The organism is Hoylesella buccalis ATCC 35310, assembly GCF_000177075.1.
GTDB classification, from domain to species: domain Bacteria; phylum Bacteroidota; class Bacteroidia; order Bacteroidales; family Bacteroidaceae; genus Prevotella; species Prevotella buccalis.
Genome location: NZ_ADEG01000062.1, coordinates 1 through 15,744 on the forward strand (window position 1 = coordinate 1; position 15,744 = coordinate 15,744).

Below are 15,744 nucleotides of genomic sequence, written 5' to 3' on the forward strand. Positions count from 1 at the left end.
AAATAATATTTAAAGAGCATTAAATCCAAATCGGTCATTAGGATTTCTCTGTGTCGTACGGCAAAGAGAAATCCTTTAATTTTTTCCATATGGACAAGAATGATTGTCGTGTTTTTAGTGATCTGGCCAAATATAGGATATGCTTGTCTTTTGTTCGCCCCAGATAGGCTGGCGTTGATAGCAATTCGTACCGAATTGTCGGCTAATGTGACAAAAATGTGCATAAAAACGTTTCAACTACTTGTAAATCATTACCTATGTTCCATTTATATATTTATGGCAAAAAATCTGCTTTTATTGCGGCTCAAAATTGGTGGTAAAACGCGGCTTTCACAAGAACCGTCAGCGTTGGTATTGCAAGTCCTGTGGCCGGACATTTGTAGGTCACAAGCGGCTCACCGAAGAAACAGTGAACACCCGTTACTCAAAAGGCAATCTCACCGTCGAGGATTTGGCCACGGAGTACGCTGTGTCCACGAGGACTGTTTACCGCAGGCTGTCGAAGACCTACAAGGCTTTTCTTCCCACATGCCGCGCGCGTCCCATAGTGGTTCTGATGGACACAACCTATTGGGGACGCAACTTCGGCGTGGTGATCATGAAGGATTCGCTAAGCGGCGAGGTGCTTTGGTACAAGTTCATAGACAGGCATGAACGTCTGGAGGACTATTGGGAGGGAATCACATATCTCAATTCACTCGGACACACCATATTGGCTATCGTTGCGGATGGCTTCAAGGGGCTCAGGAAGATGTTCCCCAGGTATAAATTCCAGCTTTGTCAGTTTCACCAGGTGATGACAGTCAAGGCCAAGCTGACTTCCAGACCCAAGCTGGAAGCCTCTCGGGAATTGCTCAGGCTCACGCTTATGTTATGCCACACGGACAAGGAATCGTTCGTCGGAGCCTTGGAGGCGTGGCACGCAAAATGGGAGGATTTCATAGGGGAACGGACGGTATCGCCAGACGGGAAGTCCCATTACACACACAAGGCCGTGCGTAGCGCATATCTGAGCCTGAAGAGGAACATGCCGTGGCTGTGGACGTGGTACGACCACCCAGAGCTGAACATCCCGAACACGAATAATGCCTTGGAATCACTAAACTCTGAATTGAAGATAAAATTGAACCTGCACAGGGGTATGAGTGTGGAGAGAAGAAAGATACTCATCCAGAACCTAATAAAAGGGCACAAGCCTAGTAGATAAACGGAACACAGAAGATTCCATGCACATTTTTGTCACATAAAAGAAAACGACTCTAAATTATGCACATTTTTGTCATATAAGCCTGCATGCTTCATAATCATCTATTACCTTTTAAGCCGTGTATCAACTCTACTCGCAAAGTGTCATTGGTTATTCGTTGGCCATTAATTGTAATGAAGTCTGATGGCAGGATAGACAACACCAAGGGATTTACTATGCCAAGGGATTTATCTTTACGTTCAAATCCTAAAGGAATAGAGAGATACTCTTCCTTTCGCAGTTTATACGTGCGAACACCCTTAAGAGGCAAGTAGTTATGAATCACTAAATTATCATCATTAGTCTGCAATTTAAGGGAGTCGTAATTCACAGTACACTCACCTTTCATATAATAATCTAAATAATAACTGCCCCGAAAATACATACAATTAATCCGTATCGTTCCCATATCTGTCTTTATACAGATAAACGGATGGGACTGTCCTTCGATTGTTAGATTATGCCATATATCGCAAGAACATAAAAAGTAAGGTAATATTAAAACAAACAAACAATGTTTTAATTTATTACCATACAGGACGCGTATCCCACCATGGATAATAGTTGACAAAATCTTCATAATAATTCCTTTCATCGACAAAGTTTCCTTTTAATAGCAATGCGTTCATGCCCTGAATTCCATCATTCGCTAAAGACAAATCAATTTTCACTGCAGATTTTATATCTTCTGAATGTCTTCCATACAATCAACAGAAGGGATATGATGAATTTTGGAATTATCAACCTTCCACAAATCCAACTCATAAAGCATACCCTTCAAATCTACTAAAAGATATGCTGCGACTTCAATATTATCTGTGTCATAAAATTTACAACAAGAGATAATGCGACTTCGTTTTCGAGTATATTCTTGCATATAGTCTCTTAAAAGTCCGATACTACCTATTATCTCCTTTGTGAGAGGATAGGCTGCAATATGATTTTTCCAATCACTTTCCAAGTGATAATTAACTTTATTGGCCAAGAACGCAATGAGAGCCATTTCCTCAGAAGTTACTTTTCTGCTATTCTCCATGAATTCTTCCTATATTATAAATGTATTTACCATATATTATTTTTCTTCGTAATACGTTTTCTTGACGGTACCGATATTGAAACGGTGTTAAAACAGTTAATTTCTACAGTTATTTTTTCTTTGGTCTCCTCAATACTATTCTCAACGAATCGGTGAGTACTCTTTTATCATTACTCATTATGAAATTTGATGGCAAAACAAACAAGGCTAAAGAATCATCAAATACTTGATTTTTATCTTTACGCTCATAACGTAATTGTACTGAAATTAAACGATTCTTTATGTGTGTATTATTTTTCTTATATGTATTTGTTGCAGAAAAGGGTAATGATTTCCCTATCTTTATGTTCTTATCGCAAAATTCCAATTTTAAGGAATCGGGATTCATTACATATTCTCCTTTTAAATCAAAGAGAAGGTAATGCCAGCCACCGAAGTACATACCGCTAACCTTAACCCTACTGTCCTCCGATAGAGAAATGTTATAGCTAAATTTGTTGTTATCTAACGGAAGTATGAATCCCGTATCGCAAGATAGAACAGATAACATAAAAATCATGTAAAGCCCAAGCCATTTAATGTGTCGGCCACCCTCTGTAACTATTGACAAAATCTTCATAATAATTCCTTTCATCGACAAAGTTTCCTTTTAATAGTAATGCCTTCAAGCCTTGAGTTCCATCATTCGCTAAAAACAAATCATTTAATGCACTTGACTGTCAAAGCTGATGAGAGCAACAAACAACAGTTCCTACGGACTCATAGGAAGCGTCCCTCATCCATAACGCAGAGGATGCTCCCTAAATTGTCCGTGAAGGCAGGATAATACTTCACCGTGCCGCTATCTCTAATGACAATAGCCATGTATCTATCGTTCCTCCTATTACGATTACCTAAGTGCACCAAAATCTGGGCATCTTTGCCACATTGATACTTGTACATTCCAAAAGGCTGCCTAATGTGAATTTGATGACATACCTACAGGTCTGTACTCGAAGAAGCGATCATGGAAATCTTTCTTGGTTACAACCTGTCGGTCATAGAGTTTTCTCTCACGGATTTTATCTAATGTATAACGTTCAATTATCTGCTTTTTTATAGCATATATGTAACAGGTATCTTTAGTGTCAAAAAAGCATGGACATACAAACACAGTTGAGTCTGGCAATGCATAGAAACGTTTATCTAAGACTACTTTTTTGTTATTGATATATATCTCGGTTGTGTCTGTAGGCCAAGTTGGAGGCATCAAATCAATCGAATCCTCGCACCAATATATTAAATCACCAGGAGAATCTGACTCTGAAAGTTCTATATAAAGAGTGTCATTAGAACTATTCCTTATGCCAAATAAGGTCACTGTGTCTATAACGCAGGAAGTGAACATATAGGTACAAAAAACAAGAAATACACTACCATACAGGACGCGTATCCCACCATGGATAATAGTTGACAAAATCTTCATAATAATTCCTTTCATCGACAAAGTTTTCTTTTAATAATAATGCGTTCATGCCTTGAAATCCATCATTCGCTAAAAACAAATCATTCAATGCACGTGACTGCCAAAGATGATGAGAGCGACAAACAGCAGTTCCTACGGACTCATAAGAAGCGTTCCTCATCCATAACGCAGAGGATGCTCCCTAAATTGTCTGTGAAGGCAAGATAATTCTTCACCGTGCCATTCTCCCTGATAACGATGGTGTTACCGTCAAGGTAGTACACATACTGCTGCTCCTTAATGTGCTTCCGTCAACATGATATATATGGTTGCCTCCAGTACCTTGTCTGGGATTACCACATTCTTTCTCTTGACTTTTGCATTATGAATGTAAAAGTCATTTATATTAATAAAATAGGGAGTTTCAGTAATCACTTCCTTTACAGTAAGACCATATACTGACACCATCTTATTTATATCATTCATAAACTTAGATTTTGCAATTACATCTGACACATTGCTACTTTGTATGACATCCTCATTTCCATAGAGATCTATATATTTTTTCGATAAATTCAAACTTTCCTCTCCAAAAGAAGATATATCAAATTTTAGACAGTGTAGATTCTTTATATCATATTCTCGTGTCATATAATTCAAAATAAGTTCTATACACCGCACAACATCTTTGTATTGCAATGCTCTTGCGTTTGAATTCTGTTGCTGTGTACTTATCGTCCTATAATCTGTCACCATTCTAAGGTAAATATCCTTGTGCTCCAATCCTCTTTGTGAGGGAAGAAACACTATATTTGAATTTTGGCCTTTTAATGAAATTCTATATTCTTTATCACCCAAGTTATTTTTGCGTGTATAAATTTTATAGTCAGAAACAAAGGCATTATAATGACAGGATAAAAGAATGAATGCCATATATGCATATATGAATTTTCTCAGTGCCATCATGTTGTTGCTAAATTTATTCGGTGAACATTAACCTTATTCTACCACCTGTGCTCATGTCCCTTATCACATGTCATCAAGTGTAATGGGAATTTCTATCGGGGTGATTTTCACTTTCTTTTTCGCCCACCTCTCAGCCTTTTGGGCCGACTTCTCCGACAATCGGCCATTGAGGTATTGCTCGATGATGAGAGAGGCCATCGGTGCAGCCAAATCAGCACCGAAACCACCATTCTCAACATATACGCTCACAGCGATGCGAGGCAAATCTTTTGGGGCGAAACCCATGAAGGTAGAATGGTCATCCCCTTTGTTTTCAGCGGTTCCGGTTTTGCCACATATCTCATATTGATGAGCGTTGATGGCGTGTGCCGTGCCTCCTTTGACGGCTGCTCGCATGCCTTTGATGACAACGTCAATGGCTTCGGGCGTGGCCATGCAGTGGTGTCGCGTGGTGTCAACGGCATGTCCGGAGGCGTTTTCGTGAATATAAGGAGTGATGTAATAACCGCGATTACCAACCAGTGCAGCCAAATTGCAAAGTTGTAAGGGCGTGGTTTTTACTTCCCCCTGCCCCATTCCTACCCACATAATGGTTGTTCCGTTCCATTTCCTGTGCAGGTTTTGCAGATAAGCCGAATCAGGAATCAATCCACTGTCTTCATTTTCCAAATCAATGCCAAGCGATACGCCCAGTCCCATGCTGTGCATGTAGTCGGCCCACCGATTGATGGCGGCGGAAGGTGATGCATACAGCTGCCGGTTGTCGATTGTTTCTTGGAACGATTTGCAAAAAAATGCGTTACACGATTGTCCAATGGCTTGAATCATTGCCAGCGGCGTGCGATGTGGATGACAGCCAATACGAATGCCATTGAACGAGAAGCCATGGTGACAAGCATACGTCTTCTTCGTGTCTATGGCTCCTTCTGACAGCATGAACAAGGCTTGAGCCACCTTGAAAGTAGATCCGGGCGAATAAGATGTGGATATGGCACGATTGACGCCATCGTCCAATTTGTCGTTACTAACCAGCGCCAGCACTCGCCCCGTAGCTGGCTCGATGGCCACAATACTGCCCTGCTTGTTTCGCAACAGGCGTTTCGCCAGGCGCTGTAGCGATTGGTCTATCGTTAGCTGTCCCTCACTTGGCCCCTCTTGGGAATATCCTTGGAGGGGAAAAACAACCATGAAAAAAGCGAAAAGTATCTGGAAAATAGTTCGTATCATCGTTTAGTTCAACTCGTTGAATTTTCAGGCAAAGATAATAAAAATTATCGACCGCCGCAGCAATTTTTCTTAAAATGCCAGAACGACTTCAAACCTTCCTCATCTGGCGAAAGCGGCACGATTACGGCATCCGCCCAGAGAGGAATCTCCATGATATTAAAGTGCCGCTTTAAAGTCATTGACTTTACGCCTCATAGTCAATGACTTTAACGTCTAAACTCCATGACTTTGGCGCGTAAAACCCATGACTTTGAAAAGACTACATAATATAATGATTGCCAACGCTTTACTTCATCGAACATTTACTCTAAAATGAAGTAATACCCGTCAATTATCAGCAGCGTATTTTTCGTGGAAAAACCGGACCGTTTTCAGCACTGGCTCATGATGTAGATGCATCATTTGCGTTTTTTCAAGCTGTCCGGTTCTTTTTTCAAAAAATAAAATTGTACCTTTGCTTCTGCTAATGGATAGGCCGCCATCTTTTCTGGTAATGCGGCCTGCCCTACCCTAACTAAACTATAACTTAACGATAAGTTCATGAAAAGATCTGCCCTGCTCTCCGTGCTGCTTGTTTTCTTCACTTACCAAGCTTGGGCCACAGAGAATCTCACGCAATATGTAAACCCATTTTTGGGCACGGCCACCCTATGGACTCAACAAGATCTTCAATACGAGAGGAAACGAGAAACTCGCACATGGGGCGGCGAAACTTTCCCAGGTTCGTCTTTGCCACATGCCATGGTACAACTCACACCGGTAACCATGTATCGAAGCGGAGCCGGTTATCAGTATGAAGACAAACAGATTTATGGATTTGCACACACCTGTAAAGGCCACTGGAATTTGCTGCATCTGCCCCTATTGCCCACGAATGCAGAACGGGTGAACGCCGACGACTTTGCATCACCCTTCTCGCACCACAACGAGAGTGCCCACCCTGGCTACTATCAAGTGTACCTCGAACGCTATGGAATCAATGCTGAATTGACCTCTACCCTGCGATGCGGCTACCACAAATACACGTTCAAACCGGGAGACCAGAAGCGGCTGATTGCCGACATGACGCGCACCAATAACCACGTTCGCGAGTGGGCAATCGAAAAGGTGGGTGAGCATTCGTTCTCTGGCTATCAGCATGCGGATGGCAAAATATATTTTTATGCGATATCCAATTATGCAGTCGACCACATCGGACGGCTGCAAGGAAGGAACCACACCGTTTCGGTAGTTGACTTTAAGAATTCGAACACCCAGCAACCTTTGGAGCTCAAAATTGGCTTCTCGTTTGTGAGCGTAGCAGGTGCCAAAGCCAATTTGGAAGCCGAAATGCGACAAAAAGATTTCGAGCAAGTGAGAAAAGAAGCTGACCAGACCTGGGAGGCGCTGCTCAACAAGATTCAGGTGACAGGCGGTACGAAGCGGCAAAAACAATTGTTCTACTCCTGTCTGTACCGCTCATGCTTATGGCCTTGCCTCAGAAGCGACGTGAACAAAGACTATACAGATGCACGAGGAAACACGGTAAACAATGGATTTCACTACTACACCAACCCTTCGTTTTGGGACGATTATCGCAACAAGCTGGTGTTAATTGGACTGATAGAGCCGGAGATTACCGTCGACATCTTGCGTTCGCTCATTGACGAAGGCGAGAAGCGCAACGGTTACATGCCAACTTTCTTCCATGGCGACCATGCCTCGACCTTTGTTGCCGGTAGTTATCGACGGGGCTTACGCGGATTTGACCTCAACCGCGCCTATCAACTTATCTTGAAAAACGCCACGGTGCCAGGCAAAGGTGGAAGACCTTATCTGGATGAATACCTCAAACAAGGATGGATTGCAGAGAAGGACACAACCCAGGTTCCTTATTACGACGAATACAAGGCGGCCGTAACCAAGACCTTGGAATATGCGTACGATGACTATGCAACGGCGCAGGTGGCTAAAATACTGGGTGACACCAAGAACTATAAACTGCTGATGAAGCATTCACAAAATTACAAGAATGTATTCGACCCATCCACAGGGTTCTTTAGAGGAAGGATTGCCGACGGCTCATTTATCAAGGAGTTTGACCCTTATTATCCATACTTTGCGTACATGTACCGTGAATCCAATGCATGGAACAACCTGTTTTTCGCACCTCATGACATACCGAGCATCATCGGTTTGTATCCTAACAAGAAAACAATAGAAAAGAAGTTGGACAAGATGTTTTCGGAACCATGGCGGGGATACGAAGTTGAGAATCTTACTGGCTTCATCGGTAACTATTGCCATGGCAACCAACCTGGGCACAGCATACCCTACATGTACTATTTTGTGGGACGCCAAGACAAGGCACAGTGTGTTTTAGACAGCATCATGAACCACTATTACGATATGGGTGAAGACCGTTTGGCCTTGGCCGGCATGGATGATGCGGGGGAAATGTCATCCTGGTTTGTCTTCAATGCAATGGGCCTTTACACCCTATCGCCAGCCGACCCCGAATACATTGTAACCGTACCTTTGTTCGACCAAGTAAAACTGAAATTGAACAATGGCAAGACGTTCACCATACGCAAGCAGGGCAAAGGCAATCAAATCAAGCGCATTGAATATGGCGGTAAACGATTGAAAGGATGGTTTATTCAAGATGCAGCCCTTCAACAAGGTCGTGAGCTGACAATAGTGACCGCACCTGGAGATTGTTAAAAATAAAAGTTAAATATCAATTATCTATAAAATTACAAACATGAAACATGCATTATTAACATTATTGTTGCTGATATCGGTAACCCTGTCAGCAAAAACCATTAGAGTGTTGGCCATAGGAAACAGTTTTTCCGAAGACGCCGTTGAACAGTATCTTTACGAACTTTGTGCCGAGAACGGTGACCAACTGATTATCGGAAATGCCTACCGAGGCGGACAAGGGCTTGAATCGCACTGGAAAGTCGTGGTGAACCAAGAGCCGGCTTTCAGCTACAGGAAGATTGTAAAAGGCAAAAAGACGACATCTGAGAAGCGCACGCTTACCTCTATCGTCATTGATGAAGAGTGGGATATCATCACCTTTCAGCAAGTAAGTCAGGACGCTGGTTTGTATCGTACCTACGAACCTTTTCAGACAAACCTCATACGATACGTCAAAGCGATTGCCACGAACAAGAACCCGCGCATTGGTTTCCACATGACGTGGGCCTATCCACAATATTCAAAACACGGAGGATTCAAGAGCTATAACAATGACCAAATGACCATGTACAACGCCATTTGCGATGCCGTTCGTCAAAACTTGGAGCATCATCCTGACATCCATTTCGTCATTCCTTCTGGTACGGCTGTGCAAAACGCTCGCGCCACCTATCTTGGCGATCACCTCAACCGCGACGGTTTTCACTTGGATTTGGGCTTAGGTCGCTACATCGCCGCATGCACATGGGCAGAAGCACTGACGGGGAAAAGCTGTGTAGGTAAGAAGTTCCGCCCCGCAAAAGTAACGGCCAAGGATGCATTGACAGCACAAAAAGCCGCACATGCCGCTGTAAAAGCCCCGTACAAGTTGGCAGAATAGCAACGACTGGCTGGTGTAATTTATCAGCCAGTTGCACCAAAATTGTAGATAAAAATGATTACCTTTGCACCCAAATCATAAATAGTTAAGGTAAAGAACATGATAACAGTTTCAAATCTTGCCATCCAATTCGGCAAGAGAGTACTCTACAAGGACGTCAACATCAAATTCACGCGCGGAAACATCTATGGGATTATAGGTGCCAACGGTGCAGGAAAATCAACACTGCTGAAAGCCATCAGCGGCGAATTAGAGCCCAACAAAGGGACCATTGAACTGGGACCAGGTGAGCGTTTGTCGGTACTCGAACAAGATCACTTTAAATATGATGAATTCAAGGTGATGGATACCGTGTTGATGGGGCACGAGCCTTTGTGGAACAACATGAAAGAGCGCGAAGCCCTTTACGGCAAAGCCGAGATGACGGAAGAAGATGGGAATCGCGCAGCAGATTTGGAACTGAAGTTCGCAGAAATGAATGGTTGGGAGGCAGAGAGTAATGCAGCCCAGCTCTTGCAGAATCTTGGCATCAAAGAAGACTTGCACAACAAGCAGATGGCAGAGCTTTCGAACAACGAGAAAGTGCGCGTCATGCTGGCAAGAGCCTTGTTTGGCAATCCTGAAAACTTATTGCTTGACGAGCCTACCAACGACTTGGACCTTGACTCGGTGCAGTGGTTGGAAGAGTATTTGAGCAACGTAGAGCAAACGGTGTTGGTGGTTAGCCACGACCGTCACTTCCTGGATGCCGTCAGCACACAGACCGTTGATATCGATTTTGGCAAAGTAACGGTATTCTCAGGCAACTATTCGTTCTGGTATGAAAGTTCACAGTTGGCATTGCGTCAGGCTCAGAACCAAAAGATGAAAGCCGAAGAGAAGCGCAAGCAGCTGGAAGAGTTTATCAGACGGTTCTCTGCCAATGTGGCAAAAAGTAAGCAAACCACCTCTCGCAAGAAGATGTTGGAGCGACTGAATGTGGAGGAAATTCGTCCGTCGAGTAGAAAATATCCTGGAATTATCTTCCAAATGGATCGAGAACCAGGCAATCAAATTCTGGAAGTTGAAGGACTGAAGGCGGTAGACACCGATGGAACGGTACTCTTTGACAACGTCAGCTTTAATGTAGAAAAAGATGAGAAGATTGTTTTCTTGAGTCATAATCCCAAGGCCATGACAGCACTCTTCGAAATCATCAACGGCAATCGACAGGCTGATGCGGGAACTTACAAATGGGGTGTGACCATCACCACCGCCTATCTCCCACTCGACAATGCCGAATATTTCAACTCAAAGCTGAATCTTGTGGACTGGCTCAGCCAGTTTGGGACGGGCAACGAGGTGGTTATGAAAGGCTATTTAGGACGCATGCTGTTCTCTGGCGAGGAAGTATTGAAAGAGGTCAACGTGCTGTCGGGTGGTGAAAAAATGCGCTGCATGATTGCTCGCATGCAACTGAAAAATGCCAACTGCCTGATATTAGACACCCCAACCAACCACCTTGATTTGGAGAGCATTCAAGCGTTTAACAACAACCTCGTGTCGTTTAAGGGTAACATTCTGTTCTCCAGTCATGACCATGAATTCATTCAAACGGTAGCTAACCGCATCATCGAATTGACACCGAGTGGCACTATAGACAAACTAATGGAATACGATGAGTATATCTACGATGAGCAAATCAAAGAACTGAAAGAAAAGATGTATAATGCTTGAGAAAGAACGGTGTGCATTCTATAGCAGTATCTCACAAAGACAAAACAGCTTGACAAGTGATTAAAACTTGGCAAGCTTTTTGCTATGATATAACAGAAGAATTATCAATTATAAGGAAAATGAGCAATAAAAATAAATTGAAGCACCAAGCGAAAGAAGACATTCTCAAAAATCAAGAAGGTGATGTGGACACACAAGCTACAGTAGACAATGAAGCGAACGCCGAAGTTTCAGAGAAACAGAAAGAAACCGAAGAAATAGAAGATACTTCAGAAACTAAAGAAGATCCGCTTCAGAAGGCACAAGCCGAGCTTGATGAACTGAAAGACAAATATCTACGCACCGTCGCTGAGTTCGAAAATTACAAAAAACGCACGCAAAAAGAGAAAGCTGAATTGATTTTCAATGGTAGCGAAAAAACGGTTTCGGCCATTCTGCCCATCCTTGATGACATGGAAAGAGCAGCAGCAAATTCAGCAAACACAGAGGATATCCAGGCATTGGAAGAGGGTTGGGAGTTGATTTTCAAGAAACTTCAAACCACATTAGAGGGCTTGGGCGTCAAGAAAATCGAGACAAAGGACAAAGATTTTGATGTAGATTTTCATGAAGCCGTTGCCATGGTTCCTGGTGTGGAAGAAGACAAAAAAGGAAAAGTAATTGATTGTGTGCAAACAGGATATACCCTAAACGAAAAGGTTATCAGACATGCCAAAGTGGCTGTAGGCCAGTAAACGAGGAACAGTGTATATAAGAGAGTATATATAGGATTAAATAAATGGCAAAACGTGATTACTATGAAGTGCTTGGCATTGACAAGAACGCTTCAGAAGACGAAATAAAGAAAGCTTACCGCAAACTGGCTATCAAATATCACCCCGACCGCAATCCCGACAGCAAGGAAGCTGAAGAGAAGTTCAAGGAAGCAGCCGAGGCCTATGACGTGTTGCATGATCCGCAAAAGAGACAACAATACGATCAGTTTGGCTTCAACGCTCCCGGTGCAGGGGGATTTGGAGGATTCGGAGAAACAGGCGGATTCTCCATGGACGACATATTCTCTATGTTCGGTGATGTATTTGGCGGACATGGAGGTTTTGGTGGATTCAGTGGATTTGGTGGCGAAGGCAGTAGGCAACGACCTCAATACAGAGGTTCAGACCTGCGGCTGAAAGTGAAACTCTCGCTACAAGAAATCGCAACCGGAGTTACCAAAAAGTTTAAAGTAAAAAAGGATGTTACCTGTACGCACTGCCATGGTAGCGGTGCTGAAAATGGAAGTCAGTCGGAAACCTGTCCGACCTGTCACGGAAGTGGCGTTGTGGTCAAGACGGTAAGAACCATGCTGGGCATGATGCAAACACAAACAGAATGTCCAAACTGTCATGGTGAAGGCACTGTCATCAAGGACAAATGTCACCAGTGTCACGGTACCGGAGTGGTAAAAGGCGAGGAAATCGTTGAGATTAAAATACCGGCAGGCGTGGCAGAAGGTATGGTTGTGAACGTACCGGGCAAGGGTAACGCTGGCCAACGAAACGGTATCAGCGGGAATATCCAAGTGTACATCGAAGAAGAGGAAAACGATACTTTCATTCGTGATGGTCAGGATATCGTTTACAACCTGCTGCTCGACTTTCCAACTGCCGCCCTTGGCGGTGAGGTAGAAATACCTACATTGGAGGGAACGCGCGTTAGAATCAAGATTGATGCTGGTACACAACCCGGGAAGACATTGCGCCTGAGAGGCAAAGGATTACCCGCCGTACAAGGATATGGCAGCGGAAAAGGTGACTTGGTGGTACACATCAGCGTCTTCGTACCAAAGACTTTGAGTCGTGAGGAAAAGAACATGCTGGAGAATTTGCGCAATAATGATAATTTCAAAGGCGACAACGTGACCAAACGGTCTATCTTCAAGAAGTTCAGAAATTATTTTGATTAAGTTAAACTCGCAGTTGATGGCTATCATCAACTGCATTTTTTATCGTTTAAGATGACATACGAAGAAACGATTGATTACCTCTTTCACGCAACACCAGTCTTTGAGAAAGTGGGGGCATCGGCCTACAAAGAAGGATTAACTAACACCTTGGCACTGGATGAGCATTTTAAACATCCACACCGACAATACAAGACCATACATGTAGCAGGCACCAATGGCAAGGGGTCATGCTCGCATACATTAGCCTCGATTCTGCAAGCAGAAGGGTATAAAGTAGGACTTTACACCTCTCCACACCTTATTGATTTCAGGGAACGCATACGCGTCAACGGCGAATGTATCGACCAAGAACGCGTGATTAGATTTGTTGAAGAAGAAAGAAGTTTCTTTGAACCCCTTCATCCCTCATTCTTTGAACTGACAACTGCACTGGCATTTACATATTTTGCAGAGCAGAAAATCGATGTTGCGGTTATAGAAGTGGGACTGGGAGGTAGGCTCGATTGTACCAATATCATCACCCCTATCCTATCCATCATTACCAACATCAGTCTGGATCATACGCAATTTCTGGGTAACACACTGCCATTAATCGCCAAAGAAAAAGCCGGTATCATCAAAAACCACATTCCTGTGGTGGTGGGTGAGACGACGGCAGAGACGAAAAACGTGTTTGAAGAAGTTGCAAACCAACATGAAGCTCCCCTGATTTTCGCAGAAGAAAGCAATGAAATTATCGCCTCTAAATATGATAATGCGTTGCAAGAAAGAGTCTATAAAACGCAGTCGCTCGGAGAAATTCATGGTGACTTGATGGGAAATTATCAAGACAAAAACGCCAACACCGTCTTGAATGCAGTGAAAGTGCTGAAGAACTACGACCTCATCAAGTTGTCTGACAACAGTGTACGCCAAGGCTTCAAACAGGTTTCGACCACCACCGGACTGCTGGGAAGATGGCAATGCATTCAAAAGTCGCCGGCAACATATTGTGACACGGGACACAATGTAGGCGGTTGGGCCTATCTAAGCCAACAATTGGCGCAACAAGATTGTGCGCAAATGAGAATTGTATTCGGCATGGTGGACGATAAAGACCTGTCGACTATCATGAAAATGTTGCCTCAGAATGCACAATACTACTGGACACAACCTTCATGTCAACGCGCTTTTCCTGTTGAAAAAGTTGCACAATTAGGTCGTGAAAACCATCTCCATGGAAAAGCGTTCCCAACCGTGAAGGATGCATACCAAGCAGCCATGCATGACGCAGATGCGCAAGATTTCATTTTCATCGGTGGAAGTAGTTATGTGGTAGCCGATTTATTGACCTTTTTCAAACAATGATACTTTAATAGATTTTAACACCAAAAGTCAATGTTTTTTTATGACTTAAGTTTGTCATATTCATTTTTTTTCAGTTACTTTGCAAAAGCATCAAGTAACTAAAAACTTATTTTTATGACGAACACAACAGAAACAGAAAACCTCTGTGGATTGAAGTCCAAGGATTTTCAAACCACCATAGACGGAAAAAATACAGATCTTTATATTCTCAAAAATAATGTTGGCAACGAAATAGCCATCACCAACTACGGTGGTGCCATCGTTGCCATCATGGTTCCTGACAAAGAAGGCAAACTCGCCAACGTCATTCAAGGACACGACAACATCCAGGACGTCATTGATTCACCTGAACCTTACCTGTCTACTTTGATAGGGCGATATGGTAATCGCATCGCAAAAGGTAAATTTCATTTGCATGGCAAGGAATATCACTTGCCCATCAACAATGGACCAAATTGCCTTCATGGGGGCAACAAAGGGTTCAATGCCCGCGTTTGGGATGCCCTTCAGATGGATGATCAAACCCTGGTTCTTAAATATGTAAGTCCTTATGGCGAAGAAGGCTTTTCAGGAGAATTAAGGACAACGGTTGTGTATTCGTTCAATGATGACAATGAACTGTCGATAGAATACATGTCGACCACCAATAAAAAGACCATTATCAACCTCACCAGCCATGGTTTTTTCTCACTGCCAGGCATCGCAAATCCTACTCCTACAATAGAAAACCAGATTTGCGAAATCAATGCAGATTATTATATTCCAATCGATGACACCTCTATTCCTACGGGTGAAATTCGATTTGTAGAAGGAACACCATTTGACTTCCGTCAGCCAAAGCCCATCGGTCAAGACATAGAAGCAGACGACATACAAATTAAAAATGGTGCCGGATATGACCATTGCTTCGTGTTGAATAAGAAAGAAGAAGGTGAACTAAGCTTTGCAGCCAGATTGACAGATCCAACGAGTTGCCGCATCATGGAAGTGTATACCACCGAACCAGGCGTACAATTGTACACTGACAACTGGGCAGACGGTTACAAGGGACAACATGGTGCTACATTCCCACGCCGCAGTGCCGTTTGTTTCGAGGCGCAACATTTCCCAGATTCACCCAACCATCCTTATTTCCCATCAGTGGTATTGAAACCTAACCAAGAATATAAGCAAAAGACTGTTTATAAGTTTTATACGCAGAAATAAACCAGGAAGAAATATCTAAAATAACTAATAAAAAAATCTTTCAACT

At 43.1% G+C, this 15,744-nt stretch carries 16 protein-coding genes and 1 pseudogene; 8 read left to right on the forward strand and 9 right to left on the reverse strand.

What is annotated here, in order from left to right; all coding sequences use genetic code 11:
• Nucleotides 1-37: 37 nt before the first annotated feature.
• Nucleotides 38-199 (reverse strand): annotated as a pseudogene (locus tag HMPREF0650_RS13105) (IS1380 family transposase); the annotation flags it as partial.
• An 87-nt stretch (nt 200-286) separates the two neighbouring features.
• On the opposite strand from HMPREF0650_RS13105, the gene HMPREF0650_RS06875 reads away from it, so the two are divergent.
• Nucleotides 287-1,207 (forward strand): IS256 family transposase, variant Zn-binding type, encoded by a 921-nt coding sequence (locus HMPREF0650_RS06875; RefSeq protein ID WP_445991588.1) that lies wholly within the window; start codon nt 287-289, stop codon nt 1,205-1,207.
• Nucleotides 1,208-1,304: 97 nt separating this feature from the next.
• On the opposite strand, the gene HMPREF0650_RS12460 is transcribed toward HMPREF0650_RS06875, so the two are convergent.
• The 8 genes from HMPREF0650_RS12460 to HMPREF0650_RS06910 all read right to left on the reverse strand — a co-directional run bounded on the left by HMPREF0650_RS12460 (nt 1,305) and on the right by HMPREF0650_RS06910 (nt 5,919).
• Entirely contained in the window at nt 1,305-1,841 is a 537-nt protein-coding gene (locus HMPREF0650_RS12460; RefSeq protein ID WP_050774849.1) for a hypothetical protein, read from the reverse strand.
• A gap of 84 nt (nt 1,842-1,925) precedes the next feature.
• On the reverse strand, nt 1,926-2,282 hold the full coding sequence (locus tag HMPREF0650_RS06885) for a DUF6984 family protein (protein ID WP_004349491.1): 357 nt from the start codon (nt 2,280-2,282) through the stop codon (nt 1,926-1,928).
• Nucleotides 2,283-2,391: 109 nt separating this feature from the next.
• Nucleotides 2,392-2,916, reverse strand: coding sequence for a hypothetical protein (locus HMPREF0650_RS13530; protein ID WP_245543472.1), 525 nt, complete (start codon nt 2,914-2,916; stop codon nt 2,392-2,394).
• A gap of 125 nt (nt 2,917-3,041) precedes the next feature.
• Nucleotides 3,042-3,224: a hypothetical protein gene (locus HMPREF0650_RS13535; RefSeq protein ID WP_040562768.1), complete on the reverse strand. Its 183-nt coding sequence runs from the start codon at nt 3,222-3,224 to the stop codon at nt 3,042-3,044.
• Nucleotides 3,225-3,237: 13 nt separating this feature from the next.
• A complete protein-coding gene (locus tag HMPREF0650_RS06900) occupies nt 3,238-3,762 on the reverse strand; it encodes a hypothetical protein (RefSeq protein ID WP_245543473.1) in 525 nt (174 codons plus the stop codon).
• Between the two features lie 125 nt (nt 3,763-3,887).
• A complete protein-coding gene (locus HMPREF0650_RS13660) occupies nt 3,888-4,010 on the reverse strand; it encodes a hypothetical protein (protein WP_004349493.1) in 123 nt (40 codons plus the stop codon).
• A gap of 13 nt (nt 4,011-4,023) precedes the next feature.
• Nucleotides 4,024-4,692, reverse strand: a complete 669-nt coding sequence (locus tag HMPREF0650_RS06905; RefSeq protein WP_004349495.1) for a hypothetical protein — start codon at nt 4,690-4,692, stop codon at nt 4,024-4,026.
• A 63-nt stretch (nt 4,693-4,755) separates the two neighbouring features.
• Nucleotides 4,756-5,919 (reverse strand): penicillin-binding transpeptidase domain-containing protein, encoded by a 1,164-nt coding sequence (locus tag HMPREF0650_RS06910; protein ID WP_004349497.1) that lies wholly within the window; start codon nt 5,917-5,919, stop codon nt 4,756-4,758.
• A 540-nt stretch (nt 5,920-6,459) separates the two neighbouring features.
• Here HMPREF0650_RS06910 and HMPREF0650_RS06915 point away from each other — a divergent pair.
• The 7 genes from HMPREF0650_RS06915 to HMPREF0650_RS06945 all read left to right on the forward strand — a co-directional run bounded on the left by HMPREF0650_RS06915 (nt 6,460) and on the right by HMPREF0650_RS06945 (nt 15,698).
• Nucleotides 6,460-8,622, forward strand: a complete 2,163-nt coding sequence (locus HMPREF0650_RS06915) for a GH92 family glycosyl hydrolase (RefSeq protein WP_004349498.1) — start codon at nt 6,460-6,462, stop codon at nt 8,620-8,622.
• Between the two features lie 40 nt (nt 8,623-8,662).
• Entirely contained in the window at nt 8,663-9,484 is an 822-nt protein-coding gene (locus HMPREF0650_RS06920) for a DUF4886 domain-containing protein (protein WP_004349500.1), read from the forward strand.
• 99 nt (nt 9,485-9,583) lie between these two features.
• Entirely contained in the window at nt 9,584-11,200 is a 1,617-nt protein-coding gene (locus tag HMPREF0650_RS06925) for an ABC-F family ATP-binding cassette domain-containing protein (protein WP_004349502.1), read from the forward strand.
• Nucleotides 11,201-11,319: 119 nt separating this feature from the next.
• On the forward strand, nt 11,320-11,934 hold the full coding sequence (locus tag HMPREF0650_RS06930; protein WP_004349503.1) for a nucleotide exchange factor GrpE: 615 nt from the start codon (nt 11,320-11,322) through the stop codon (nt 11,932-11,934).
• Nucleotides 11,935-11,978: 44 nt separating this feature from the next.
• Nucleotides 11,979-13,145, forward strand: coding sequence for a molecular chaperone DnaJ (gene dnaJ, locus HMPREF0650_RS06935; protein WP_004349505.1), 1,167 nt, complete (start codon nt 11,979-11,981; stop codon nt 13,143-13,145).
• 51 nt (nt 13,146-13,196) lie between these two features.
• Nucleotides 13,197-14,492 carry a bifunctional folylpolyglutamate synthase/dihydrofolate synthase gene (locus HMPREF0650_RS06940; protein ID WP_004349506.1) on the forward strand — a complete coding sequence of 432 codons (1,296 nt, stop codon included), beginning with the start codon at nt 13,197-13,199 and terminating at the stop codon, nt 14,490-14,492.
• A 114-nt stretch (nt 14,493-14,606) separates the two neighbouring features.
• A complete protein-coding gene (locus HMPREF0650_RS06945) occupies nt 14,607-15,698 on the forward strand; it encodes an aldose epimerase family protein (RefSeq protein WP_004349507.1) in 1,092 nt (363 codons plus the stop codon).
• Nucleotides 15,699-15,744 lie beyond the last annotated feature (46 nt).